The 25,338-nt window shown below is 60.7% G+C and carries 19 protein-coding genes; 8 read left to right on the top strand and 11 right to left on the bottom strand.

The window, feature by feature from the left end:
* Positions 1-5: 5 nt before the first annotated feature.
* The 5 genes from ACTRWK_RS04460 to ACTRWK_RS04440 form a co-directional block, all read right to left on the bottom strand.
* On the bottom strand, positions 6-2,984 hold the full coding sequence (locus tag ACTRWK_RS04460) for a formate dehydrogenase subunit alpha (protein ID WP_005850296.1): 2,979 nt from the start codon (positions 2,982-2,984) through the stop codon (positions 6-8).
* A 101-nt stretch (positions 2,985-3,085) separates the two neighbouring features.
* Entirely contained in the window at positions 3,086-3,274 is a 189-nt protein-coding gene (locus ACTRWK_RS04455) for a twin-arginine translocation signal domain-containing protein (protein ID WP_005850294.1), read from the bottom strand.
* A gap of 56 nt (positions 3,275-3,330) precedes the next feature.
* Positions 3,331-3,939, bottom strand: coding sequence for a TorD/DmsD family molecular chaperone (locus ACTRWK_RS04450; RefSeq protein ID WP_289081307.1), 609 nt, complete (start codon positions 3,937-3,939; stop codon positions 3,331-3,333).
* Positions 3,936-4,553, bottom strand: coding sequence for a DUF3306 domain-containing protein (locus ACTRWK_RS04445; RefSeq protein ID WP_289081306.1), 618 nt, complete (start codon positions 4,551-4,553; stop codon positions 3,936-3,938). Before ACTRWK_RS04445 ends, ACTRWK_RS04450 begins: the two co-directional genes overlap by 4 nt.
* Positions 4,550-5,086: a DUF3305 domain-containing protein gene (locus ACTRWK_RS04440; RefSeq protein WP_132997911.1), complete on the bottom strand. Its 537-nt coding sequence runs from the start codon at positions 5,084-5,086 to the stop codon at positions 4,550-4,552. Before ACTRWK_RS04440 ends, ACTRWK_RS04445 begins: the two co-directional genes overlap by 4 nt.
* A 365-nt stretch (positions 5,087-5,451) precedes the next feature.
* Between ACTRWK_RS04440 and ACTRWK_RS04435 the strand changes: the two genes are divergently transcribed.
* From ACTRWK_RS04435 to ACTRWK_RS04400, 8 genes are all read left to right on the top strand, one after another.
* Positions 5,452-7,404 (top strand): 4Fe-4S binding protein, encoded by a 1,953-nt coding sequence (locus tag ACTRWK_RS04435; RefSeq protein ID WP_289081305.1) that lies wholly within the window; start codon positions 5,452-5,454, stop codon positions 7,402-7,404.
* Positions 7,405-7,441: 37 nt separating this feature from the next.
* Positions 7,442-7,642, top strand: coding sequence for a DUF6494 family protein (locus ACTRWK_RS04430; RefSeq protein ID WP_009825478.1), 201 nt, complete (start codon positions 7,442-7,444; stop codon positions 7,640-7,642).
* The gene (apbC, locus tag ACTRWK_RS04425) at positions 7,639-8,706 is read left to right on the top strand and encodes an iron-sulfur cluster carrier protein ApbC (protein ID WP_289081304.1); all 1,068 of its coding nucleotides are present in this window, start codon (positions 7,639-7,641) and stop codon (positions 8,704-8,706) included. The genes ACTRWK_RS04430 and apbC overlap by 4 nt, the downstream gene beginning before the upstream one ends.
* On the top strand, positions 8,703-9,404 hold the full coding sequence (locus ACTRWK_RS04420) for a biotin/lipoate--protein ligase family protein (protein ID WP_289081303.1): 702 nt from the start codon (positions 8,703-8,705) through the stop codon (positions 9,402-9,404). The genes apbC and ACTRWK_RS04420 overlap by 4 nt, the downstream gene beginning before the upstream one ends.
* A complete protein-coding gene (locus ACTRWK_RS04415; RefSeq protein ID WP_005850279.1) occupies positions 9,401-9,919 on the top strand; it encodes a DUF6505 family protein in 519 nt (172 codons plus the stop codon). The genes ACTRWK_RS04420 and ACTRWK_RS04415 overlap by 4 nt, the downstream gene beginning before the upstream one ends.
* Before the next feature lie 368 nt (positions 9,920-10,287).
* Complete coding sequence (locus ACTRWK_RS04410) at positions 10,288-10,800, top strand: hypothetical protein (protein ID WP_005850277.1); 513 nt, start codon at positions 10,288-10,290, stop codon at positions 10,798-10,800.
* 47 nt (positions 10,801-10,847) lie between these two features.
* Positions 10,848-13,493 carry an NEW3 domain-containing protein gene (locus ACTRWK_RS04405; protein WP_037942780.1) on the top strand — a complete coding sequence of 882 codons (2,646 nt, stop codon included), beginning with the start codon at positions 10,848-10,850 and terminating at the stop codon, positions 13,491-13,493.
* A 97-nt stretch (positions 13,494-13,590) separates the two neighbouring features.
* On the top strand, positions 13,591-19,329 hold the full coding sequence (locus ACTRWK_RS04400) for a hypothetical protein (protein ID WP_289081302.1): 5,739 nt from the start codon (positions 13,591-13,593) through the stop codon (positions 19,327-19,329).
* 87 nt (positions 19,330-19,416) lie between these two features.
* On the opposite strand, the gene pnp is transcribed toward ACTRWK_RS04400, so the two are convergent.
* From pnp to truB, 6 genes are all read right to left on the bottom strand, one after another.
* Entirely contained in the window at positions 19,417-21,552 is a 2,136-nt protein-coding gene (pnp, locus tag ACTRWK_RS04395; protein ID WP_009825473.1) for a polyribonucleotide nucleotidyltransferase, read from the bottom strand.
* Between the two features lie 215 nt (positions 21,553-21,767).
* Positions 21,768-22,241 (bottom strand): GNAT family N-acetyltransferase, encoded by a 474-nt coding sequence (locus ACTRWK_RS04390; RefSeq protein WP_289082032.1) that lies wholly within the window; start codon positions 22,239-22,241, stop codon positions 21,768-21,770.
* Positions 22,242-22,344: 103 nt separating this feature from the next.
* A complete protein-coding gene (gene rpsO / locus ACTRWK_RS04385) occupies positions 22,345-22,614 on the bottom strand; it encodes a 30S ribosomal protein S15 (protein ID WP_005850267.1) in 270 nt (89 codons plus the stop codon).
* Positions 22,615-22,808: 194 nt separating this feature from the next.
* The gene (locus ACTRWK_RS04380; RefSeq protein ID WP_462843807.1) at positions 22,809-23,753 is read right to left on the bottom strand and encodes a calcium-binding protein; all 945 of its coding nucleotides are present in this window, start codon (positions 23,751-23,753) and stop codon (positions 22,809-22,811) included.
* Positions 23,754-23,858: 105 nt separating this feature from the next.
* Positions 23,859-24,368: a DUF1643 domain-containing protein gene (locus ACTRWK_RS04375; RefSeq protein WP_462843806.1), complete on the bottom strand. Its 510-nt coding sequence runs from the start codon at positions 24,366-24,368 to the stop codon at positions 23,859-23,861.
* Entirely contained in the window at positions 24,365-25,282 is a 918-nt protein-coding gene (gene truB / locus ACTRWK_RS04370; RefSeq protein ID WP_005850261.1) for a tRNA pseudouridine(55) synthase TruB, read from the bottom strand. Before truB ends, ACTRWK_RS04375 begins: the two co-directional genes overlap by 4 nt.
* Between the last annotated feature and the right edge of the window lie 56 nt (positions 25,283-25,338).

Raw genomic sequence — 25,338 nt, 5'->3', positions numbered from 1 at the left:
TCTCCTTACGCTGTCCAGATTTTGCACAGAGTCGCTTTGGTCTCTTGCATCTGAGTTACTGAGTCATAGCCATATGTTTGCGCGGTGTTGGTGGATTCACCCAAGACGTATGGGTCGGCCCCCTCTGGGTATCTGTCCCGCAAATCAACGCCTTCCATGTGGCCGCCAAAGTGGAATGGCATGAACGCCACGCCGCTTTCGACACGTTCCGTGACCATCGCCATCACCTTGACCTTGCCGCCTTCGGGGCCTTCGACCCAGACATCGGCCCCGTCACGCACACCCAGATTGTTAGCGTCGCGCGTGTTGATCTCGATGAACATGTCCTGCTGAAGCTCGGCCAACCAGGGGTTGGATCGGGTTTCGTCGCCGCCCCCTTCGTATTCGACGAGTCGACCAGAGGTCAGCACGATCGGATAGTCCTTGGAGAAGTCATTCTCCTGGATGGACTTATACATGGTGGGCAGGCGCCAGAACTTCTTGTCGTCATAGGTCGGGTAGTCGGCGACCAGATCACGACGGTTGGTGTACAGCGGTTCGCGGTGGATTGGCACCGGATCGGGGAAGGTCCAGACCACGGCACGGGCCTTGGCGTTGCCGAAGGGGGCGCAGCCATGCTTGATCGCGACGCGCTGGATGCCGCCCGACAGGTCGGTTTTCCAGTTCACGCCACCGGTGTCGGCGATATAGTCCGACGGGGTCTCGCCGGTCTGGGATGTTTCACCGACTTCCTCGTCCGGCTTTGCGTTCGCCGGTTGGCCTTCGGGATAGCCTGCAACATAGTTGATCACGGCCATCTCTTCGTCGGTCAGATCTTTGTCCCAGCCCAGTTCACGCAGCATGGCCATAGTGAACTCGGGGTAACCGTCCTTGATCTCGGAACCAGCGCTGTAGACGCCTTCGGCCAGCAGGTTGTCACCGTCACGTTCCACACCGAAACGGGCGCGGAAGGTAAGACCGCCTTCGGCAACGGGCAGCGACATATCGTACAGGTTCGCTGTGCCGGGGTGGTTCATCTCGGGGGTGCCCCATGCGGGCCAAGGCAAACCATAGAAGTCCCCGTCGGCTGGTCCGCCTTTGGCGCGCAGCGTGGTGCGGTCAAAGGTGTGCTGGTTGGCCATGTGCATCTTCATGCGCTCGGGGCTTTGTGCGGTGTAGCCGATGGTCCACATGCCGCGGTTGAATTCGCGGGTCAGGTCCTCGATGTTGGGTTCGTCCCCGTCCAGCGCGATGTTCTTGAACAGACGGTCGCTGAAACCGAACTTGTCCGCGAACAGCTTGATAATCGTGTGGTCGGGCTTGGATTCGAACAGGGGCTCGACGACCTGATCACGCCATTGCAGCGACCGGTTGGACGCGGTGACAGAGCCGCGGGTTTCGAACTGGGTCGTTGCGGGCAACAGATACAGCCCATCTTGGCGGTCCTGCATCACGGCGGACACCGTTGGATATGGATCGACAACGACCATCAGGTCGAGTTTCTCCATCGCGGTGACCATTTCCTTTTGACGGGTTTGCGAGTTGGGCGCGTGGCCCCACAGAACCATCGCGCGGGTGTTGTCCGGCTGGTCGATGTTTTCCTTGTCTTCCAGCACGCCGTCAATCCAGCGGCTCACGGGGATACCGGTCAGGTTCATCATCGAGGTGTCGTTGAACGACGCCTTGGAGAAGCGGGATTGCAACCATTCAAGGTCTTCTTCCCAAACCCGCGCCCAGTGGGCCCATGCCCCTGCGGACAGACCATAGTAGCCCGGCAGCGTATCGGCCAGAACGCCCAGATCGGTGGCACCCTGCACGTTGTCGTGGCCGCGGAAGATGTTTGTGCCGCCGCCTGCGGTGCCCATGTTGCCAAGAGCCAGCTGCAGGATGCAGTACGCGCGGGTGTTGTTGTTGCCGTTGCTGTGCTGCGTGCCGCCCATGCACCAGATCACGGTGCCGGGACGGTTGTTGGCCAGGGTGCGCGCAACGCGTTCAAGTTGCGACGCAGGCGCGCCGGTAACGCGTTCGACTTCTTCGGGTGTCCACTTCGCGACTTCGTCACGGATCTGGTCCATGCCCCAAACGCGGGTGCGGATGAATTCCTTGTCTTCCCACCCGTTCTCGAAGATGTGCCAGAGGATACCCCAGACCAGCGCCACGTCCGAACCGGGACGGAAGCGGACATATTCATCCGCGTGGGCCGCCGTACGGGTAAAGCGTGGATCGCACACGATCATCGGCGCGTTGTTCTGCTCTTTCGCTTTCAGCAGGTGCAGCAGCGACACGGGGTGCGCCTCGGCAGGGTTGCCGCCGATGACAAAGATCGCCTGGCTGTTGTGGATGTCATTGTAGCTGTTGGTCATGGCGCCGTAGCCCCATGTGTTCGCAACGCCCGCAACGGTGGTGGAGTGACAGATACGCGCCTGGTGGTCGACGTTATTGGTGCCCCAATAGGCCGCGAACTTGCGGAACAGATACGCCTGTTCGTTGTTATGCTTGGCCGAGCCGAGCCAGTAGACGGAATCGGGACCGCTTTCTTCGCGGATCACGTTCATCTTGTCGCCGATCTCGTTGATCGCCTGCTCCCAGCTGATCCGGACCCACTGGCCACCCTCTTTTTTCATCGGGTACTTCAAGCGGCGTTCACCATGGGCGTGTTCGCGTACCGACGCCCCTTTGGCGCAATGCGAGCCAAGGTTGAACGGGCTGTCCCAGCCGGGTTCCTGACCCGTCCAGACGCCGTTCGACACTTCGGCGATGACGGTACAGCCAACCGAACAGTGGGTGCAGACAGATTTGATCGTCTCTACCGCGCCGCTGACGGCGGTGGCAGCTGACGCTTGTGTGACAGAGCCCGCGGTCGATGCGATCGCCGCAAGGCCGCCGATGGCCAGACCGGACCCGCGCAGGAATGCGCGACGGTCAACGGATTTTTCCGCGATGTCGGATAGCATGCCCGCCCGCTGGGGCCGCCGTGCCATCCCGTTGGTCTTTTTCCGAAGCATAATAGTCTCCCTTGATGCCCGCGTGCTCTGACCGCGTGGGTCGGACCGGGGCTGAGTTTCCCTCCCGCGGTGGTTAGGCGCGCGGGTTGTTGATCACTGAATTAGAAGCGTGTGCTTTCCAGATAGGCGCGGGTGTGCGCGGTATCTTGCATCTTGTCCGATTGCAGATCGACTGGCTGCGCCTCGGCGGCGGTGCCGCTGCTGGCCACGGCAACGGCGGCTGCCGGTGCGGCTGTCCCTGCCAGTTTCAGGAAATTGCGGCGGTTGGTGCCTTTGGTATCCTGGGTCATGGGTTGTACCCCTTTCCTTGGTTATGCGGGGGGAAGCCCCGCCTGATGTGGTGCGGTTATCCCGCCGTCATACGAAATGCTTCGCGTTCAATGTCCATGAAGGCGCTGCCGACTGCGGCAACCCCGGCATATAGGACGGAGTTCTTGGCCCCTTGCAGGTCGGTAAAGAAGTGACCCGCCCAAGGCGCGATGTGTTTGTTGAAAAACGCCCGCTGCGTGGCGTCGCTGGCCGGAGCCCCAAAGCGCCCGACGATCATACCGCCCATCATCTCCATCAGGGATGCGATGTTGTCTTCGGGTTCAAAGACGTTTTCGGCGCGGCTGATGCGCTGTGCGGCCATGTCGCCGCGCAGGGCGGCGAGGGGCTTTTCGTTCAGAAAGCCGGTCAGGTAATAGCTGGCATAGGGCAGCAGCTCGCCCCGACCAAGACCAATGAACAGCGCGTTGAATTCGGTTTGCACTTTCTTGGGGGTCATGGCCTTGGCCACGCGCGCAAGCCCGTTGATCGCCTCTCCCAACGGGCTGTCATCGCCGGACAGGCCGGCGGTCTGGTCCAGCAACATCTGATCCGCAGGGCGGGCCAGTATCACGCCAAGGTAATTGTACAGATCAGCGCGCAGGCGATCTTCGGCAGAGACTTGGGTGGCTTGGGCGGCAGCGGTCATGCGCTTTGCTCCTCAAAACGAAAGGCCATGCGGCGCGGGGGCAGGGCTGCGGGTTCTTCCATCGCGGTTTCGGCGACGGGGGGCTCTGCGGGGGTATCCGCTTGGGCCACGGCGACGGCGGGTGCGTCGACCTCTGCCGGAACGACGGGCGGGGTCTGCTCTGTTTCAGCAGGTGTTTCTGCCGCATCGGTGGTGGTGTCGAGCGACGCCGCAGCCTTGCGCGCGACATCTTCGATATGGCGGCGCAGCCCTTTGCCAACCTCATAGCTTGTAGTGAAATTCGTCACGGCAGAGGCTTGGGTATAGTCGTCAGCGTAGTCGACCAGATCATCCAGACAGGCCAGCGCCGGATCGGACACCCACAGTTTGCGCAGTGCACGGCGGCGCAGGTGTTCGGGGATGGCACGCGCCATAAAGGCCGAGAAATCATCGCCCGCTTTCAGCGTGTCAGGGTCGGGCAGATCAAACTCGGCCAGCAGTTCGGCGTCGGATTTTTCCGCCAGCGTGGCCTGATGCTGCGCCTCTGCCTGCTCTGCGGCGGCTTGCTGCGCGGCGGCTTCCTCTGCCTTGACGGCAGCGCGGCGGCGATCCCAAAAGGATGTGTGACGGGTCATTGTGACGACCCCGAACGCGACGTGCGCGGTGCGCGGTAGACATCGGTTGTCTGCGAGATGCGCGCGTCCCCGATCCCGTCTTGCTTCGGCTCTTGGTATTTGTCGCGCCGACGCTTCACAAAGGCTTCTTCTTCGTGGTGCGTGTCGACATAGGCGCTGATCCAGGCATGGACCTGCGGCGTCATCATGACCTTTTCGACGATATCTTCGCCATTGTCGCTGTAATCCTGCGCCTCATAGGGAGAGGCGGTGACCATCACGACATCAAGCGGGCGGGCAGGGTCGCGGGTTTCGCGGCAGATGACATAAAGGCAGGGCACATTCGCGGCGAGCCCGTGCACATAGGCTTCGGTGTCAGAGCGGTACAGCGTCAGCGGGACAGTGGTCACGTGATAGTCGGACACCTCGCCTTCGGTACGCAGCAGCTTCCAGTCGGCGGGGTCGGCACCGGGCAGGACACAAACCGCACGCCAAACGACCTTCGCCCATTTCGTCACGCCGGGTGACTTGCGAAGGACGACCCCGACGGGCATCGTTTGCGCTGATTTAAGCGGTGCGTTCAATTTGGTTTCCGATGATGTTTCAGGCGTTTCCGGCCTCATATTGACGTAATCATAACGCGTATCAAAGAGGATTCTAGGGTTGAATCACACAGTTTTGTGATTGCTGCAGTGCGGCATTTCCCAAGCGTCAGCATTTGCCATATTTGACTGGGGTTTCGGTCTTTCCGACTGTTTTTGTTGGGTAATTCATGCCGTAGGTGCGAACAGCCCTTTTGCGGGACGCAGGGGCAATTAGGGGTTTGCGGCGGGTCGCGAACACCACTAGCTTGGCCTGCGAGCGCCGACAGTACCCCGCCGCTTGACCCATCCCATCCGGTGCTGTCCCCGAGGAGATTATGGAAAAGACTTTTCTGCTGTGCGACTGTCTGGGCAGTCAGGATATTGACGCGCCTGCCTTGTCAAAGGCGACGGGTCTGCCGTGCTCCAAGGTCTATAGCTGTCTGTGCACCGACCAGATCGGCACCGCGGCAGAGGCGATAGCCGCGGGCAACACCGTGATCGCGTGCCAGCAGGAACGCCCCCGTTTCGAGGAGCTGGCCGCCGAGATCAACGCAGAGGTGCCCCAGTTCGTCGATATTCGCGACCGCGCCGGCTGGCACGACGATCAGGGCGACGCGACGCCCAAGATGGCCGCCCTGATGGCGGAGCAGCAGCTTGCCGCACCGGCACCACGGGTGATGGATGTGGTGTCTGAGGGCACGTGTCTGATCATGGCCCCGCCCGCCCTCGCGCTTGAGGTGGCAGAGATGGTGGCCGATACGCTGGCGGTGACGGTGCTGTGGCAGGGCGATTATGACGGGGCGGTTGATCCGCGTTTTGACGTGGTCAAAGGCGATCTGCGCAAGGCATCGGGCGCATTGGGCGATTTCAGCCTGACCTTTGACCAGTTGCAGATGTTGATCCCCGGTGGGCGCGGCGCGCCTTCGTTCACCGCGCCGCGGGACGGGGCCAAGTCGCAATGCGATATCATTCTGGATTTGACGGGGAATACATCACTGTTTCCCGCGCCGCACAAACGTGACGGCTATCTGCGGGCCGATCCGGGCAGCAAGCCCGCCGTGGCAGAAGCCGTGCGCGAGGCCATGCAGATGGTCGGCACCTTTGAAAAGCCGCTTTACGTGCGGCTGAGTGAAAGTCTTTGCGCCCATTCGCGGGCCGGGCAGGCCGCCTGTTCCAACTGTCTGGACCTCTGCCCGACGGGGGCGATCACCTCGGCCGGTGAACATGTGGCGATCGACCCGATGATCTGCGCGGGTTGCGGTAGCTGTTCTGCGGTTTGCCCCTCGGGGGCGATCACCTATGACGCGCCGCCTGTTGATACCCTGTTCCGCCGGTTGTCGACGCTGGCATCCACCTATCGCAAGGCAGGCGGCACCGCGCCGCGCTTGCTGGTGCATGACGACGACCACGGGGCCGAGATGATCCGCCTTTACGCGCGTTTTGGCGCGGGCTTGCCGGTTGATGTCATCCCGCTGGCGGTGGATGCGCTGGCGGGGTTTGGCCATGCAGAGATGCTTGCCGCACTTGGCTGCGGCTTTGCACATGTGGATGTATTGCTGTCGCCGCGTACAGAGCGTGACGTGATCGAGGTGCAGGCCGAGATTGCCCGCGCGATCAGCGGCACCGATACGATCCGCCTCATTGACGTAGCCGACCCCGATGCGCTGGAAACCGCACTGGTCACCGAAACCGCGCAGCCCGCGCATGACACGCTGCTGCCTCTGGGCACCCGCCGTCAGGTCGCACGGCTTGCGGGCAAGACCCTTCAGCCCGAGGCCAAGGTGATCGATCTGCCCGACGCCGCCCCCTATGGCGCGGTGCTGGTGGATACCGATGCCTGCACGCTCTGCCTGTCGTGTGTGTCGCTGTGCCCGTCCGGGGCGCTTGGCGATAACCCCGATCTGCCCCAGCTGCGCTTTCAGGAAGACGCCTGCCTGCAATGCGGGCTATGTGCGAACGTCTGCCCCGAGGATGCGATTACACTAAAGCCGCAGTTGAACCTGACCGCGCAGGCCTTCACCCAAGTGGTGTTGCATGAGGAAGAGCCCTTTGCCTGTATCGAATGCGGGTCGCTTTTCGGCGTGAAATCCACGGTTGAGAAGATCACCGAAAAGCTGGCAGGAAAACACGCGATGTTCGCCTCGTCCGAGGCGGCGAAGATGATCCAGATGTGCGACAACTGCCGGATCAACGCGCAGTACCACGCGCAGAACAATCCGTTGGCTGGCAAAGAACGCCCGCGTGTGCGCACATCCGAAGACTATTTCAGCAAGCGCAAAGATCACTAAGCGCTGTGCCGATCCACCCAAAGAACAGGAGAAAATCATGAGCGATGATTTCAACATGTCGATGCGCAAGTTCCTCAAGCAGGTCGGTGTGACCTCGCAGCAGGCGATCGAAGAAGCGATGCGCGAAAACGGCGACACCGGGGGCAAGACATTCGAGGCCAAGGTAGTGCTGACCATCGACGGGCTGGACCTTGAACATGTCGTGACTGGCAAGATCCAAGGGCAGTCCGAAGCGTGAGCGTCACCCGTGATGCCGTACTGGCCTGCCTGAAAACCCTGAACGATCCCGTCTCCGGTAAGGATATTGTAGAGCTTGGCCTTGTGAAGGCACTGACCGTCGACGACGGCGCGGTGCGCTTTGTGCTTGAGGTCAACCCGAGCCACGCCGACGCTTACGCCAAGCTGCGCGACGAGGCCGACGCCGCTGTAAAGGCGCTCGTGGGCGTTGCCTCTGTCTCGGCCGTGCTGACGGCCCATTCCAAGCAGGCACCGCCGCCCGACCTGAAGCTGGGGCGCAAGTCCGAACCCGCGGGGCCCGAGAAGATCCCCGGCGTGGACCGGATCATCGCCATTGCGTCAGGCAAGGGCGGGGTGGGTAAATCTACCGTTGCCGCGAACCTTGCCTGTGCGCTGGCCGCCGAAGGGCGTCGCGTGGGCATGCTGGATGCCGATGTCTACGGCCCCTCGCAGCCGCGGATGCTGGGCGTGTCCGGGCGGCCTGCGTCCCCCGATGGCAAGACGATCCTGCCGATGCGCAACTTTGGCGTGACGATGATGTCGATCGGGTTGATGACCAATGACGATCAGGCGGTCGTCTGGCGCGGCCCGATGCTGATGGGCGCGTTGCAGCAGATGATGATGCAGGTTCAATGGGGCGCGTTGGATGTGTTGATTGTCGATCTGCCCCCCGGCACCGGCGATGTGCAGATGACGCTGGCGCAAAAGGCCCATGTGGACGGCGCGATCATCGTCAGCACACCGCAGGATGTGGCGCTGCTGGATGCCCGTAAGGGGATCGACATGTTCAACCAACTGAAGACCCCGATCCTTGGCATGATAGAGAACATGAGCACGCATATCTGCTCTAACTGCGGGCACGAGGAACATGTCTTTGGGCATGGGGGCGTCGCCGCCGAAGCTGAAAAGCTGGGCGTGCCTTTGTTGGCCGAGATTCCGTTGCATCTGGATATCCGTGTCGCGGCTGACGGGGGCGCGCCGATTGTGGTGTCCAAACCCGACAGCACGCAGGCCGAAGGCTTCCGCAAGGTGGCCAAGGCCCTGATCGCGGGCGGGCACGCATGAGCGACAGCCCCGTCTTCCCCCCTTTGTTGACCGGCGCACAGGCGGAGGACCCGTTCGCTCAGGCCTGCGCAGAGGCGCGGCAGGGGTGTGATGCGGGGCTGGTGCTGTATAATCTGGGGCCAAGCGTATTGCAGGCCGCCATCGTCTTTGCGCCCGAGGTGCCGTTGGCCCAAGCGATGGCGATGCTCCCGCTTTGTGCGGTGGGCTTCCAGAACGCGCTTGGCGCGCTCGCCCCGCCAGAGGTGGGGGTGCATCTCGCCTGGGACGGCGATCTGCGTTTGAACGGTGCGATCTGCGGCCAGATGCGGGCGGCGGCGTCTGATACAGACCCTCATCACGTGCCCGATTGGCTGGTCGTTGCGTTTCACGTGAAGCTATTGCCGCAATCCGACACGCCGGGCGAAACGCCCGATGTCACCACACTTTATGGCGAGGGGTGTGCCGAGGTGAGCCCGGTCGAGCTGCTAGAGGCCTGGGCGCGGCATATGCTGGTGGCGCTGAACCGCTGGGATGACGAGGGCGCGGGCCCCTTGCACAAGGAATGGACCGGATTGGCCTGGGCCATGGGCGATCAGATCTCCTATGGCGATATGACGGGCGACTTTACCGGTATAGACGAAAACTTTGGCCTGCTGCTGAAAACCGATACGACCACGCATCTTATCCCTCTGACCGACCTGCTGGAGCCAGCCCCATGAGCGATCTCTTCCTCGCCCGCGCCATCCACTTTGATGAAAGCGACCGCAATGTGTTCCACGCGCCCGCGCGCACGGGCGAATGGTGCGTTTCTGGCGGGTTCGAATTTTCGAACTGGTCCGAAGGTGATCTGACCGGCAAGGCGCGGCAGGCCTTCGCGAATGGCTGGATGGGCGTAGAGACGTTTGGCCGCGTCACCTTTGTTGCCGTGACCAAAGCCGAACCCTTCGAGGTTGAAGCGATCACCTTGCAGCTGATGAAGCATTTCGTCGAGATCTATGGCGCGCCATCGCCCGAAGCGGCCCGCCCCGTCGCGGAAGAGGAAGTCGCCCAGATGATGGAGCTTTGCGCCGACCACGCGCCAAACACCTTGCTGACCGTCGCACGCGAGCTTTCCGACAGCGGTGTGCGCGAAAGCTATCGTTTCATTGAACCGCAGGATGCGGGAATTGACCAGTTTGCGGTACACGGATCGTTAGACGATGACGATCATGGCGGGCACGGCCATTCTCACTGACAATTAACTATACGAAACGCCCTGTCCGGCTATCCGGTCGGGGTTTTCCCTGATCTGGGCCCGGATCGGGCCAAACATTCCCCAAAATAAATAGAATCAATGCCCTTTTGCATGAGGGTGACTCGCCTGCTTTGCGCGGCGAGATGCGGGTTTTCGTCTGCAATCACCGCGCGAATTGCGTGTTTCGCCATCGAATTGATAGCGCCGCATATACGGACGGGTAGGGGGCTGCCCAGCAGATCAAAAACCTAGCCCTAAGCGAGAATGCACCCCGAGACATTTCCCCTGATGATGAGTTCAGGACAGCCCAAACACTGGGCCGGTTCATCAAAACCGCCGGCGGTGGTCGGCAACTAGGGGAAAAAATTATGACTTTCAAAACTCAACAAATCGCCCGTGCACTGCTTGCTGGTGTCGCGATTTCTGTCGCCGGCGTGCCGGCTTTTGCTGACGCACTTTCCAGCACATTTTCTTTCCGCATCGTCGAAACCAATGACGGTGGCGAAGAGCAGTTGATCGAGCGGGGCACCGTCCGCCCTGGCGAGGTCATCCAATACCAACTGCAGCACGAGAACACGACTGCAGACGCACTTGCGGGGATCGTTATTGCGGCCCCCGTACCCGAAGGGGTCACCCTGACGCTTGGCGCACAGAGCACATCGATCAAGGCCGTGTTCGAAGTCCAGGCTGATCTCGACCCTGAAAACGATGGCCTTGAATGGTCCACACTTCCCGCCACCCGCATGGTCGCCGGTGCAGATGGCACACTTCAACCAGAACCACTTCCTGAGGATCAGATTGCTGCCGTCCGTTGGACGCTCAGCGAACCTTTGGAGTCAGGCGAAATCGCACTCAACAGCTATCGGGTGCGCGTCAACTGATCGGGGGGAACCTGATCCAATTTACCTAATCTAGATAAATCAAAGGAATGACTAACGTGAAACATCAATCTTTCTTCATGCGCTCTGCAAGCGCGATGGCGGTCACCGCCGCATTTGGCGCAGCTGCTTTGGCCGCCGCACCAGAAGCCGGGTCCGTGATCGGCAACCAAGCGGTTGCGACCTATACAAACCAAGCGGGCGATACCATCACGGTCACGTCGAACACGGTTGAAACGATCGTTCAGCAGGTTGCTGGCGTGACATTGACCTCGGACAACAACGAAACCATCGCACCCGGTGGTAAAGCCTTCCTGCCGCACATTGTTACCAACGAAGGGAACGGCGCAGACTTCTTCGCACTGACCGCAGTAGAGACAGACACAGGCACGCTCGATACCTCTGCCATCGTCTTCTATCCGGATGCGAACATGGATGGTGTCGCCGATAGCGCCACACCGCTGACCGAAACGCCAACATTGGCACCGGGCGAGCAGTTCGGCGTCGTCATCGAAGTCTCTGTCCCCTCCAACGCAACAGGGTCGGACAGCATCACAGTGACCGCAAGGTCTGATCTTGATGGCACAGAGACAGCCGTCAACACCGATACGCTAACCATCTCGAACGACGCGATTGTAGAACTGGTCAAGTCCATGGTCGCTGATGCAGCGTCCGGTGGTAACCCCAACATCGTCGATGCCGGCGATACCGTGAGCATTGAGCTGACATATTCCAGCACCGGTCTGGCTGCTGCGAACAACTATACCGTCGATGACATTCTGGACGGTCGCCTGGCCTATGTGCCCGGTTCGGCACGGTGGTCTGACGCTGCGGGTATTCTGGATGACGCCAACGGGTCTTCTTCGGTCGATGCGACCAATGGCTCGGGCGAGACAATCGCCTTTGATACCAACGGCCAGAGCGTCAACTTCAACATCTCGAGCGTCGGTTCCGGCCGCTCCGGTAGTGTGACGTTCCAAGCTGTGATCCTCGACACTGCTGATGCGGGTATCATTGAAAACGTCGCCACACAGGAAATCGACAACGTTGCCTTCCCACCCTCGAACACAGCTTCGATCATTGTGGATGACCAATTCGCGGTCTCCATCGCTGATACAGCCATCGACGGTGCTGGTGCAGCCGATCCAACGACGGCTTCGGCAACAGATGATGACGCGGCAAACAACGATGTCGTGACCGAAACTGGCGACGCGGCCCAGGGTGGCACAGTGAAGCATGAATTCGTGCTGACCAACCGGTCGAACCAGACCGACAGCCTGACGCTTGATGTCAGCAACATCGACTACCCCGCGGGCACAACCTTCCGCTTTGTGGGTGCAGACGGTGTGACACCGATCATCGGTTCCGTCGGTCCGCTTGCTGCGGGTGACAGCGCCAAGGTCACCTTGATCGCAACACTGCCAACAGATGTGGCCCCAACGGCTGCTGCCAACTTCAACGCCACCGTATCCACTACCTCCGATGCCTCGGGTGTTTCCGATACATCGACAGCGACCTTCACCGGTGCGATCCTTGCCTCTGCCGTTGATCTTGAGAACGCAGTCGCAGGCTCCGAAGGCGATGGCCTTGACCCCACCAACGGCGGCGCGCCTTGGGTGAACTATGCCACCGACCCCGGTGCACCGGTCACCTACGACATGGTCGTTGAAAACAACGGCCCGGTATCCGACAGCTACAACCTCTCGCTGGCACAAGCGCTGCCCGCCGGTTGGACCGTCGAATTCCGCTCCGCTGACGGGTCCGCGATCAGCAACACCGGGACCATCCCTGCTGGTGCAAGCGATACCTTCACCGTTGTGGTAACCCCGCCGGCAGATCAGGCACCGGGTGACACATTGGTCGACATCGCGCTGGTGTCCTCTGTCTCGGGCCAAGGCGACCGGATCGTCAACGAAGTGACCGTGAACGAGATCTACAACGTAGAGATCATCGATGACCAGAACGCCCAGGCCTCGCCCGGTGGTATCGTCGACATGGTGCACACCATCACCAACACCGGTAACGTTGCGATCACCGAAGGTGCGATCAACGACACAGGGTTGAACAACTTCTCGGGCGCTTTGTTCTGGGATGCCAACGGCAACGGTGTGATCGACCCTTCCGAGCTGGTGATCGACAACTTTGATGATCTGACGGACGGTGTCTCGGCTGGTGTGAACGGGCTTGCCCCCGGTGAAAGCATCTCGGTCATCTACCGTGTGCAAACACCATCGACAGCGACAAGCGGTGTGACCGAAATCGGTACCATCAGCCTTGACCCCTCGCTGAACGGTGGCACAGCGACCGACGCGGATACTGCTGACAACGCAGTAGAAGACCGGATCGTGATCATCTCTGGCGACGTCACGCTGAGCAAGTACCAGTACATCGACGCCAACTGCGACGGCACCGTCGGGACCTTTACCAAGACCCGTCAGGACGTCTCTCCCGGTCAGTGCATCCGCTACAAAGTGGAAGCTGAAAACACCGGCTCCTCTCCCGCTGCAAACGTCATCATCTCTGATGCCGCCCCTGCCTACACATCGGTAACCGACTGTGGTGGCACATGCAGCGAGACGCTCTTCCCGGCAGGTAGCACCGCCACAGTCACCTCGAGCAACATCTCGAGCGACCACGGCACGGTCCTTCCGGGTGGGTTCGCCACGCTAGAATTCACCGTTCAGGTGGACGAGTAAACGAACCCCAGGTTCCCCCGGAGCACCCTTCCCCCCCTCGCTCCGGGGGAACCACACTTCCTCTCCTCTTAGAAAAGATAGAACAGGGATTGATCAAATGGACCGCACCTTTCACAAAACCGCCCTCCGCATGATGTCGTGTTTCTGGATCGTCGCGCTGGTGATCTCCCTCCTGCCGCACGGTGCCGCTGCCAAGCAGGTACCCGCAGGCACCTTCATCCGGAACGTCGCGCAGACCACCTACTTTAACGAAGCGCTGGGCATCATCGAGACTGTATACTCGAACGCCGTAGACGCCAAAGTAGCCGCAGTGCCTGCGCTGGATGTCAACGGATACTCCGAACTGATGCTGACCCGTGGCGCGATGGCGCAATACTACTTCGAGGTCGCCAACATCGGGAACGTCCCGCTGAACGCCGCCATGACCATGCAGCACCAAGAGGGTGCCGCCATGATGAACGACGCCCGCCTTGTCTATGACGCGAATGCCAATGGCCGCATCGACAATGGCGAAGCCACCATCAGCGCAGGCGCGCCGATGTTCATGGATGTGGGCGATAGCGCTCAGCTCATCTACGAATTCCGTACCTCCTTCTACGCCACTCCCGCCACGTTGATGCAGTCGGTTTTGTCGGTATCTGCCACAAGCACAACAGGCTTCGCGGCCCGGCGCATCCTGACGGGTGCCGCAGCTGGCAAGACCACCATCATGGGCAGCTCGCTTGAGCTGCAAAAGGAACAATCCGTCCGCGAGATGGAAGACGAAACACAGCTGACCTACACGCTGCGCCTGCGCAACGACTCGGACGGTGATGTGCTGGCCTATGGTGACGTACACGGTGCCCAGATCCGCATCGACGGGGCCGCCGCCACAGGTGTTCTGCTGCGCGACGAGGTGCCCCTGAACGCCCGTTTCCACAGCATCACCGACCCAAGCGGCATGGTTGCGCTGTATCACGCGGCGGGCGATGCGCGTCATGATTACCAGACTGCGCGCCCCGCTGGCGAGGTCGACGCCGTGGCTTTCTTTCACGAGGGCGACTATGAAATCGGTTTTGCCCGCGACCCCGCGTTCACCGTGACCGTGCCCATGAACCTGGGCGACGTAGAGGTCGCGAACACCGCCCGCAGCTTCGTGAAAATGGAAGATCGCACAGTTGATGTAGACTCTAACACAACGGTTTACAGCCGCGATGCTGCCGGGACCGGTGCCCTGCGCTTTGAACATCCTGAAACCGCAGCAGACCAGCCGCACGCCGTGCCAAACAGCGATACCCGCCTGCGTCTGACCGCCGGTGCGTGTAACGAAACGATGTCCGCAGATCGTGCGATCATCACGCTGCGCAGCTTCCTGACCGGCGATGTAGAGCGTGTGACCGCCACAGAAACAGAGCCTAACAACGGTGTTTTCCTTACCGCTGCCGTTCCTATGGCGCGGATGGATGTGCCCGTATCCGGCGACAATGTGATCGCGACCACCGACGGTGACCGTCTGATCGCCACTGCCGATTGCGCCGGTGCCGCGCTGCAAGACGAACTGCTGATCACCCCCGGTAACTTCCTGTTCAATGCGCTGACCAACGAGCCGATCGGTGATGTGGCCATCGCGCTGATGGATATGAACAGCGGTGCCGAAATGGCGCGCCGTATGACCGATGCCCGCGGCTTCTTCAGCTTCGGTGACATGCCTGCCGGTGAATACCAGTACGCCGTGATGAACGCCCCCGCATGGGACGTTCCTTCCGTGCGCGCCGACTTCCCTGGGTTTAACCGTCGTGTTGCGGGGGCCGGTTATATGGCAAGCTTCCGCCACGCCGGTGGGATGCTCGATATCTCGGACATTCCTGCGGACCCACACTATGGTGTGCCGCTGGCGCTGGATAAGCAGGCCGACAAGGAGATGGTCGGCGCGGGCGAGTTCGTGGTCTACACCCTGAACTTCACCAACAACATGAACCAGGCGCTGATCGGTGCCGAGATCATGGATCGCCCCGCCTATGGCAGCCAGCTGGTTGCAGGGTCAGTGATCTTCAACGGCGAGACAATGGAAGACCCTGCCGTCGATGCGTCGGGTGACATGACCTATGACCTGGGCATGCTGGCCCCCCTGTCGAGCCACGAGCTGACCTATGTCATGCAGTTCACCGCAGCCGCCCGCGAAGGCCGCAACGAGAATACCGCGGTTCTGACGGGTCGTCAGGCGGGCACCGGTACCGTGATGCAGTCCCAGACTGCCCGCGCAATGGTCAAACTGAACAACAGCGGTGGCGTCTTCGCCCGCGAAGCCACTGTCATCGGGTCGGTCTTTATGGACTGTGACAAAGACGGTATCCGTGGCGACCACACTGAACCAGGCATCCCCGGCGTCCGTATCGTGACCCAAGAGGGCCTGTCGGTTGTGACCGATATGGATGGTAAATACTCCCTTTTCGGTCTGCGCCCCGTGACCCATGCGTTCCTTGTGCAGGACGAAACCCTGCCCGTTGGTACCGAAGTGACCGTAACCCGCACCAACGATCTGCTGCGCGGTGGGTCGCGCCTGATCCCGCTGCGCAAGGGGGAACTGCGCGCCGAGCACTTCGCCGTGCTGGACTGCACCCCCGAAGCGATGGCCGAGGTTGACCAGCGTCAGAAGTACTTTGCCGAGCAGCCGCAATCCAACGCGCTGACCGCTGCCGACCTGCCGATTGAAGGCCAGCGTGCGCCGGTACGTTCGGTGCGCAGCGAGGCCGGTGTGGCGACCACCACGCAGCTGACCTCGCGTCTGATGCAGCGTCTGGATGAAAACCGCGCGGCGAACTCTGTCTCTGAGAAAGCCTCCGGCAAGGCACAGCGCCAGTCGCTCGAGATGCTGATCAAAACGCTGGACGATGCACCCGGTTTCGTGGACCTGACCGACGGTCAGACACTGGATCGCCGCACCCAAAGCGTGCGCGTCAAGGGCAAGGGCGATCTGTCGCTGGGCCTGCTGGTGAACGGCCGCGAGCTGAGCAGCGACCGCGTAGGCGAGCGTACAAGCTTCGAGAAGAACAACACGCAGGCACTGGATTTTGTCGCGGTGAAACTGGACGCGGGGCAGAACACCCTGACGCTGGTCGGCCGTGACGGTTTCGGCATCGAACGTGTCCGCGAGGAAATCACCGTGGTTGCCCCCGGCAAGCCCGCCAAATTCGAGGTGATCATGCCCGACACCGCGCCCGCATCGCCGACCGATGTGATCCCGGTTGTGGTGCGTGTGCTGGATGCCCGTGGCATGCCTGTACCTGCCTCCGGCACCGTGACACTCAGCGCCAGGCTGGCCCTGTGGGACGTGGCCGACATCCGCGAAGGCACCCCCGGCGTGCAGGTCTATCTGGACAACGGCGAGGCCACCTTTGGGCTGATCCCGCCACAGGTTGCAGGCACAGACCGTATCACCATCAGCGGTGCCTTTGGCCGCGCCGAAGAAACCATCACGTTCACCCCCGATCTGGACCAGCGCATCATGGTTGGCGTGATCGAAGGGGCCGTGGCCTTGGGCGGTGCGAAGGGTGAGCTGCTGGACGCGGATCGTTTCAGCTCTTTCGAAGACACAACCACCGGTCTGCGGGGTGAAGTGTACCTTAAGGGCGTGATCTCGGGTGATGCGCTGCTGACACTGCGCTATAGCTCGGACCGTGACACCGAAGACCGCCTGTTCCGCGACATCCGTGGCGACGAGTTCTACCCTGTGTATGGTGACAACTCCGAACGTGGCTTCGACGCGCAATCCTCGGAAAACCTGTACGTTAAGGTCGAGAAGGGTCGTTCGTACATCCTTTACGGTGACATCGCGATCGAACCCGAAGCCAGCGCGCTGAAGCTTGACGGCATGCGCCGTGTGGTAACCGGTGCCAAGGCCCATTGGGAAAACGACAAGGTCGGCGTGACCCTGTTCGGTGCCCGTACCGCCCAAGAGCAGCGCGTGCAGGAATTCCTCGGGCGTGGTGTGTCCGGCCCCTATGACCTGGATCTGGACGGCTATGTACAAGGCTCCGAGCGGGTTGAACTGCTGGTGCGCGACGAAGAGGGCGGGGATGTCATCTCGACCACGCCGCTGCGCCGCGGCAGCGACTACCTGCTGGACTTCTTTGGCAACTCGATCACTTTTGACGATGCGGTGCGCCAGTTCGACGGTCAGGGCAACCCTGTATCGGTACGCGTCACCTACGAAGTCGATGTGGAAGGGGCCGACCGCTACTGGCTCTATGGCGGTGAGGTGAACCTCGCGCTGACCGACCGCACCACCGTTGGCGCACGTATCGTGCATGCCGACGCCGACCGTGGCAATACCGCCCGCGAGCGTCTGCACTCTGCCTATATCCGTCACGAGGGGACGCAGGGTGGCGTGTGGGAAGCCGAGGCTGCGCGCTCCGAAGATGCGAATGGTGTATCGGATACGGCCTACCGTCTGTCCTACGACATCCGCAAGGAAACCGGTCACTTCAACTTCGAGATGGTTCACACCGGCGAGAAGTTTGCCTCGCGCGGCGGTCTGGCACTGCCCGGCACAACCCGCGCACGTCTGAACTACGGGTTTGAGATCGACGGGACCAGCGACTTTGTTCTTGGTGTGGACTATGTACGTGACCGCACCTCTGACATCGAGCGTCTGACCGTGGATGCCGTCTATGCCAAAGAGTTCAGCACGAACTTCAAAGGCTACATCGGGCTGGAGTACCGCCTGGATCACACCGCAACCTCGAAGAAGGCCCATCCCGGTCTGATCCTTGGCGGCCACTGGACCCCTGCGAACCGCCCCGGCACCGTCATCACCGCAGAGCTGCGTCACCCCTTTGGCGGCTCGGACCGTCCGACAGAGCTGACCCTGGGCATGTACCGAGAGCCCGTGCCCGGCTGGCGTGCCTATAGCGAGGTCGAAATGACCTTTGGCGACGACAGCATGGCCACACACTCCAAGCTGGGTTTCTCTTACGACCTGAATGACTGGCTGCGCGGAAGCACCGATTTCGTCAAAGGTCTGGGATCTTCGGACACCATGTTTACCCAGGCGATGATGGGCAAATGGGCGATGAACGGGAACACCAGCTTCAGCTTCGGGATTGAACATTCCCGCAGCATGGAAAGCGACGATCACCGTCTGACCAGCGTTGCCCTTGGCGCGAAGTGGGGGTCCAGCGCGGAAAGCTGGGTGGGCGATGCCGATGCGGACACCACCTTTGAAGACAGTGGCAACACCCATTACGCCAGCTTTGGCATCGCGGGTAAGATCACACCTGACTTCACCGTGCTGGGCCGTACCCGTGTTGCACTGGACAAGCGCGACGGTCGTGACCACCGCCGGATCCGGTCGCGTGCGGGTATCGCCTACCGTCCGGTTCACGATCCACGCCTCGAAGTGCTGGCATGGTACGAGCACCGCATCGAACAGCGCGAGACCAAGTCGGTGACCCATATGTGGTCTGTAGACGCGGCCTATGAAGTAGACGCCGACCTGCGCCTGAACGCGAAATACGCGGGCCAGTCGCAAAAGCTGACCACCCTTGGCGGGTTCTCTGCCCGCGCCACCACCCAACTGGTGCAGGCTGGCTTTAACTACGAGTTCGGCGACAACCGGTTCCAGATCGGCTTGAACGCCGCGCATCTGTGGGACAACCAAGGCAATGCCACCAACGGTATCGGCGCAGAGATCGGGTTTGCCCCCACCAAAGGTGCGCTGGTTGCATTGGGCTATAACCGCGCGATGAACAAGTCGGCGCTGCGCAGCGACCTGTATCAGGAAGGTTTCTACCTGCGCTTCAAGCTGCTGCTGGATAACTCGCTTTGGGACCGTCTGGACAGCTTTATGGAAAGCTAAAGCCAAACGGGACAAACCTATCACGGCACAAAAAAAGCCCCGGCACATAGGCCGGGGCTTTCGTCATTTCAGAAGGGGTGGAGAAGCTTACGCTTCGCCGCCTTCCTCTTTCTTGATCTCTTCGCCGGTTTCCTGATCAACAACTTTCATCGACAGGCGCACCTTGCCGCGATCGTCAAAGCCAAGCAGCTTCACTTTCACTTCCTGACCTTCCTTCAGAACATCCGAAGGGTGGTTCAGGCGGCGGTTTTCGATTTGGGATACGTGTACCAGACCGTCGCGCTTGCCAAAGAAGTTCACGAAGGCACCGAAATCAACGATCTTGACGACGGTACCGGTGTAAACCGCACCTTCTTCAGGCTCGGCCACGATGGACCAGATCATGTCATAGGCTTTCTTGATCGAGTCGCCGTTTGGCGATGCGATCTTGATGATGCCTTCGTCGTTGATGTCGACTTTCGCGCCGGACACTTCAACGATCTCGCGGATCACTTTACCGCCGGAGCCGATCACTTCACGGATCTTGTCGGTTGGGATCTGCATCGTTTCGATGCGTGGGGCGTGGACAGAGAATTCACCCGCGCCGGAGATGGCTTTGTTCATCTCGCCCAGGATGTGCACACGGCCGGCTTTGGCTTGTGCCAGAGCTTTCTCCATGATCTCGGGGGTGATGCCGGCGATCTTGATGTCCATCTGCAGCGACGTGATACCTGCTTCGGTACCGGCCACTTTAAAGTCCATGTCGCCCAGGTGGTCTTCGTCACCCAATATGTCGGACAGGATCGCGTAGGAGCCGTCTTCTTCCAGGATCAGACCCATGGCAACACCCGCGACGGGCGCTTTCAATGGCACACCTGCGTCCATCATGGACAAGGAGCCACCGCAAACCGACGCCATCGAGCTGGAGCCGTTCGATTCAGTGATCTCGGACACAACGCGGATGGTGTAGGGGAAGTCGGTGGAGGCAGGCAGAACCGCCTGCAACGCACGCCAAGCCAACTTGCCGTGACCGATTTCGCGACGGCCTGGGCCACCGACACGGCCAACTTCACCAACCGAATAGGGCGGGAAGTTATAGTGCAGCATGAAGTTGGATTTGAAGTTGCCGTGCAGCGCATCGATGAACTGTTCGTCATCGCCGGTGCCCAAAGTGGTCACAACCAGACCCTGTGTTTCGCCACGTGTGAACAGCGACGACCCGTGTGTACGGGGCAGGATGCCGGTTTCGGCCACGATGTCGCGGATTTCGTCGGTCTTACGGCCGTCGATACGCTTACCGGTTTTAACCACGTCCCCACGCAGGATGGACGCTTCGAGGCCTTTCAGAGCGGACCCGAGGTTCGCGTCTTCCAGTTGCTCTTCGGTCAGCGCGGCTTTGATTGTTTCGCGGGCAGCGGCAACAGCGGCGGTGCGCTCTTGCTTGTCGGCGATTGCAAAGGCGGCGCGCATGGCGTCTTCGCCAGCGGCTTTGACAGCAGCGGACAGGTCCGAATAGTCAACCGGCTGGAAGTCAAACGGCTCTTTCGCGGCGTCTTCGGCCAGATCGATGATCAGGTCGATAACAGGCTGGATCTGCTCGTGCGCGAATTTCACCGCACCCAGCATTTCTTCTTCCGACAGCTCATAGGCTTCGGATTCAACCATCATCACGGCTTCTTTGGTGCCAGCGACAACCAGATCAAGACGTTGATCAGGGTTCAGGCGCAGGTCCTGCATGTCGTCGACGGTCGGGTTCAGAACGTAATCGCCATCCTCGAAACCAACGCGGCAGGCACCGATCGGGCCGCGGAACGGCGCGCCGGAAATGGTCAGCGCTGCGGAGGCAGCGATCATGGCGACCATGTCGGGATCGTTAACCAGATCGTGGCTGAGAACGGTACACATCACCAGAACTTCGTTTTTGAAGCCGGGAACGAACAGCGGACGGATCGGACGGTCGATCAGACGGGCTGTCAGGGTTTCCTTCTCGGTGGGGCGGGCCTCACGCTTGAAGAAGCCACCCGGTACTTTACCGGCGGCATAGTATTTCTCTTGGTAGTGGACGGTCAGCGGAAAGAAGTCCTGACCGGGTTTTTGCTGGCGTGCAAAGGTGACGTTCGCCATGACGCTGGTTTCGCCCAGTGTCGCAATCACCGAACCGTCTGCCTGACGGGCCACTTTGCCAGTTTCCAGTGTCAGCGTCTCTTCGCCCCACTGCATGGATTTTTTCGTTACATTAAACATCTACGTTTCCTGTTTCGGCCCGGATCGGGCCATTTGCGTAGAGGGCATATTCCCCCTGACTCCGGTATCTTCTTTGTCGGGCGCTGGAGTCCGGGCGCCGGCTTTCAGATTGTGCGGCCATACAGCAGTTTGCCTGCGATGGGAAGGGAAGCGTTGCCCCCTACACGCGGCCCTGCAGGCCACAGATTGCAAGCCGCAGCAGAGCGGCAAGGGGGTCAGCCTGACAAGGTCTTGAACATCTTATAGTTTTGCAAAGTGATCCCGCCTTTGGTGACGATGTTGGGGGCCTCGACGGTCCAGCCCATACGCGTGAAAAATGGCTTTGCCTTTTCGCTGGCAAAGGTCCGAAGACGTCGCACGCCGAATGTGCGGGCACGGTCTTCGATGGCAAAATACACAGTGCGCCCCACGCCCGTGCCCATATGATCGGGGTGCACAAAGGCCAGATCGATCAGCCCCTCGCGGTCAAGGGTCATGAACCCCGCCATACGGTTGTCTATCTCGGCCACAATACCCGAGACGTTATCAAACCGCCCTCGCCATGTGGCGGGTGCGGGGGCTTTTCCGGCCCAAGCGATGCGTTGTTCGGCCGAATACACATCCGCGGTGCCCTGATGCACCGCGGCAAAGAAAAGCAGCGCGGCTGCATCGGTATCTTGCGGGGTGAGGTCACGCAGGTTGATCGACATGGGCTCTCCTTTTGGCGCACATCACTAAAGCACAGGGGGAAACGAAAAAACCGCCCCCTGTTGCCAGGGCGCGGTTTTCATCGTTGTGGCGGTGCAGCGCTGGTTAGCGGCGCAGGCCCAAACGTTTGATCAGGTCCTGATAACGCGCGTCATCTTTACCTTTGACATAGTCCAGAAGCTTCCGGCGTGTCGCAACCATTTTCAAAAGGCCACGGCGACCGTGGTTGTCTTTCTTGTGGGTTTTGAAGTGCTCGGTCAGCGTTGCGATGCGCGAGGACAGAATGGCAACCTGTACTTCGGGCGAACCGGTGTCGCCTTCTTTGGTGCCGAATTCTTTCATGACGCGTGCTTTTTCTTCTTGCGTAATCGACATCGGGGTCTCCTTTTCGAAAGGTTAAAGTGATGGCACAGGCCGGGATGTCGTCCAGCACAGGCCCATGGAGTATCACCCGCTGACAGGAATCATCGGGCGATGGGGGCGTATAGGAAAGTTTCGCCCCCTTGGCAAAGGATTAATGCGTCGCGGGGCGCGTTGGCTTCTTTGCCCGTTGAGAGGGCATCGGCGGCTCAGTCGCGCGTTAGCCCCGCAGCGAGGGCCGAGCTGAGGGGGATAAGCGACAGGTCGCCCGGCATCAGCAACTGGTCCGACTGCACCATTGCCACAATCGCACCGTCCATTGATATCAGATGGGAGTGCAGGTCCTCCGGATCCGGTTCAACGGCCACCTTGGGCGCTGTCGCGGCTGCATCGCTGTCGTCCCAGACCAGCAGCAGACTGTCATCTTCTATGTCTAAACTGCGGATATCGACGATGCCATCGGGGCTGACCCAATCGCCAAGGATCACATCATCACGCCCTGCGCCCGGGGTCACCGTGTCGTTTGTTCCCGCAAGGATCACATCATCGCCGCCACCGCCATTCAGGTAATCCCCCTCGTCGGTATCGGTGACGCGCGCATCCTGCCGGTCCGGATCGACGGTGCCGTCAATCGTATCGTTCCCCCATCCACCAAAGAGCGCGTCTTGCCCGCGCCCCCCAATCAGCAAGTCATCGCCCAAACCGCCCATCACGGCGTCATCCCCGCTCTCCCCGAAAAGCGTATCACCCCCGGCAGAGCCGTTTAGCGTATCGTGGCCCGCACCGCCCTGCAGGATGTCATCGTCATTATGGCCGGTAAGCCCATCCGCATCCTCGGCCCCTGCCAATAGATCATCGCCATCATTGCCATGCAGGTCATCGTTCCCCGCGCCGCCCCTCAAGGTATCATCGCCGCTGTCCCCAAAAACGGTGTCATCGCCATTGCGCGCCTCCACAAGGTCATCACCGCCATCGCCCGCGATCTGATCGCTGCCGCCCGAGCCGATAATCAGGTCATCCCGGGGGGTGCCGGAGATCACATCGCCGGCCGGTGCATCTTCGTCGGTGGCAGACTCCTCCTCCTCGACCCCGATGTCGATAAAGGCGGCGGCCCCGACGGTGATCAACCCCATTAATCCGGCAAGAAACAGCATGTGCAAACCCGACCCTATTGCCCGCATCACGCGGGGATACAGATGAAACAGCCCCAAAACCCAAGGCCGCATCAGCACCGTAGAATCAAGAAAGTTAAGCTTGCCCTAAAGGCCCCAGAAAATCGGTTCCTGAGCATAGCGGATATACAAAGGATGCTTGGGATGCCCGTCCTTGGACAGGCCCAAATGGTACACGGGCGTTTGGCTGCGCGACAGCAGTTCTTGCACCTGCGCACCCCGCCAAAGATGTGCGCCATGGGTGCCCCAAGCCGCGATCACCTGATCGGCCCACAAGATACCTTCGTTCAAAATCATATCGTTATCAGGGCCGACGGGGTCTTTGGCCTGACGCATCAACTTGGGGCTGGTTTCGCGCCAGGCAAAGATATTGGTGACCTGAACCCCCCCGAAGCCCAAGGCGCGGGCACGGCGCTCGCACCGCTCGACCGTTGGGTCGTTTTCAATTTCCGTCGCTTTTGACGGATTTAGCATGACGAACAGCACCCGCTCCGCCTCGGGGTGCCAGACGCGGGTCAGACTATAGCGGTAGTTTTCGCAGTCCGAATAGACAGCCGTCGACGGCGCATCGCCCTTGGTATGGCTGCGCGTGATCACGCAGAACCGGGCTGGTTGAACACACGCGACGGATGCAATTCGCCCGCCTTGAAACGCCCAACAGCAACGGCGCGGCCCTCAAACGACGCCCAGACCTCGTCGCCATATTCAACGTCATGGGCGATCACCATACCGGGGTTGCCGTTGCGCAGACGAGTGGCCCCTTCCGGCGTGGCTTTCACCTCTGGCAGGTCCTGCAACCCTTGCTCTAACGGCAGCAAATGCGCGTCCAAAGCGTCTGTGCGCGCCATCTCTTCGATCTGCGCCAGCGTCAGCCCTTCAGAGGCCTCGAACGGGCCCGACCAGATGCGGCGCAATTCGCGCACATGGCCCAGACACCCCAAGGCTTGTCCCAGATCGCGCGCAATCGACCGGACATAGCCGCCCTTGCCGCACACCATCTCCAACGTCACGTGGTCGGCATCGGGGCGGTCCACCAGCAGCAGCTGTTCGACAAAAAGCGGGCGGGCTGCCAGCTCCATCGTCTCACCGTCGCGCGCCAGTTTATAGGCGCGCTGGCCGTCGATCTTTACGGCGGAAAACTGCGGCGGCACCTGTTGGATATCACCGATAAACTTGCCCAAAGCATCCTTGATCGCGTCGTCATCGGGCCGCAGTTCCGAGGTTGCGATGACCTCGCCCTCGGCATCATCGGTATTTGTCGCGATCCCAAGGCGGACCGTGAACTCATAGGCTTTCATCGCGTCCGTGATAAAGGGAACCGTCTTGGTCGCCTCGCCAAGCGCGATTGCCAGAACGCCGGTGGCTTCGGGGTCAAGGGTGCCCGCATGGCCCGCCTTATTCGCGTTCAGCGCCCAACGGACCTTGTTCACCACGGTCGTAGAGGTCGGGCCAGCGGGCTTGTCCACCACCAACCACCCCGAAATATCCCGTCCCTTGCGCCTGCGTCCCATATCAAATGCCCTTAATTGATTTGCCCGCCTCCTATCAAAGGTCCGGCAAGATTGCC

It is taken from the genome of Sulfitobacter sp. G5_S2_6_S6, assembly GCF_054968505.1.
The sequence above is the reverse complement of the archived record's forward strand: the minus strand, read 5'-3'. Positions and strand labels throughout refer to the sequence as shown.

Coding starts and splice junctions, on each gene's coding strand:
- ACTRWK_RS04460 (WP_005850296.1), bottom strand. CDS start 2,984: ATGCTTCGGAAAAAGACCAACGGGATGGCACGGCGGCCCCAGCGGGCG.
- ACTRWK_RS04455 (WP_005850294.1), bottom strand. CDS start 3,274: ATGACCCAGGATACCAAAGGCACCAACCGCCGCAATTTCCTGAAACTG.
- ACTRWK_RS04450 (WP_289081307.1), bottom strand. CDS start 3,939: ATGACCGCTGCCGCCCAAGCCACCCAAGTCTCTGCCGAAGATCGCCTG.
- ACTRWK_RS04445 (WP_289081306.1), bottom strand. CDS start 4,553: ATGACCCGTCACACATCCTTTTGGGATCGCCGCCGCGCTGCCGTCAAG.
- ACTRWK_RS04440 (WP_132997911.1), bottom strand. CDS start 5,086: ATGCCCGTCGGGGTCGTCCTTCGCAAGTCACCCGGCGTGACGAAATGG.
- ACTRWK_RS04435 (WP_289081305.1), top strand. CDS start 5,452: ATGGAAAAGACTTTTCTGCTGTGCGACTGTCTGGGCAGTCAGGATATT.
- ACTRWK_RS04430 (WP_009825478.1), top strand. CDS start 7,442: ATGAGCGATGATTTCAACATGTCGATGCGCAAGTTCCTCAAGCAGGTC.
- ACTRWK_RS04420 (WP_289081303.1), top strand. CDS start 8,703: ATGAGCGACAGCCCCGTCTTCCCCCCTTTGTTGACCGGCGCACAGGCG.
- ACTRWK_RS04415 (WP_005850279.1), top strand. CDS start 9,401: ATGAGCGATCTCTTCCTCGCCCGCGCCATCCACTTTGATGAAAGCGAC.
- ACTRWK_RS04410 (WP_005850277.1), top strand. CDS start 10,288: ATGACTTTCAAAACTCAACAAATCGCCCGTGCACTGCTTGCTGGTGTC.
- ACTRWK_RS04405 (WP_037942780.1), top strand. CDS start 10,848: ATGACTAACGTGAAACATCAATCTTTCTTCATGCGCTCTGCAAGCGCG.
- ACTRWK_RS04400 (WP_289081302.1), top strand. CDS start 13,591: ATGGACCGCACCTTTCACAAAACCGCCCTCCGCATGATGTCGTGTTTC.
- pnp (WP_009825473.1), bottom strand. CDS start 21,552: ATGTTTAATGTAACGAAAAAATCCATGCAGTGGGGCGAAGAGACGCTG.
- ACTRWK_RS04390 (WP_289082032.1), bottom strand. CDS start 22,241: ATGTCGATCAACCTGCGTGACCTCACCCCGCAAGATACCGATGCAGCC.
- rpsO (WP_005850267.1), bottom strand. CDS start 22,614: ATGTCGATTACGCAAGAAGAAAAAGCACGCGTCATGAAAGAATTCGGC.
- ACTRWK_RS04380 (WP_462843807.1), bottom strand. CDS start 23,753: ATGCTGTTTCTTGCCGGATTAATGGGGTTGATCACCGTCGGGGCCGCC.
- truB (WP_005850261.1), bottom strand. CDS start 25,282: ATGGGACGCAGGCGCAAGGGACGGGATATTTCGGGGTGGTTGGTGGTG.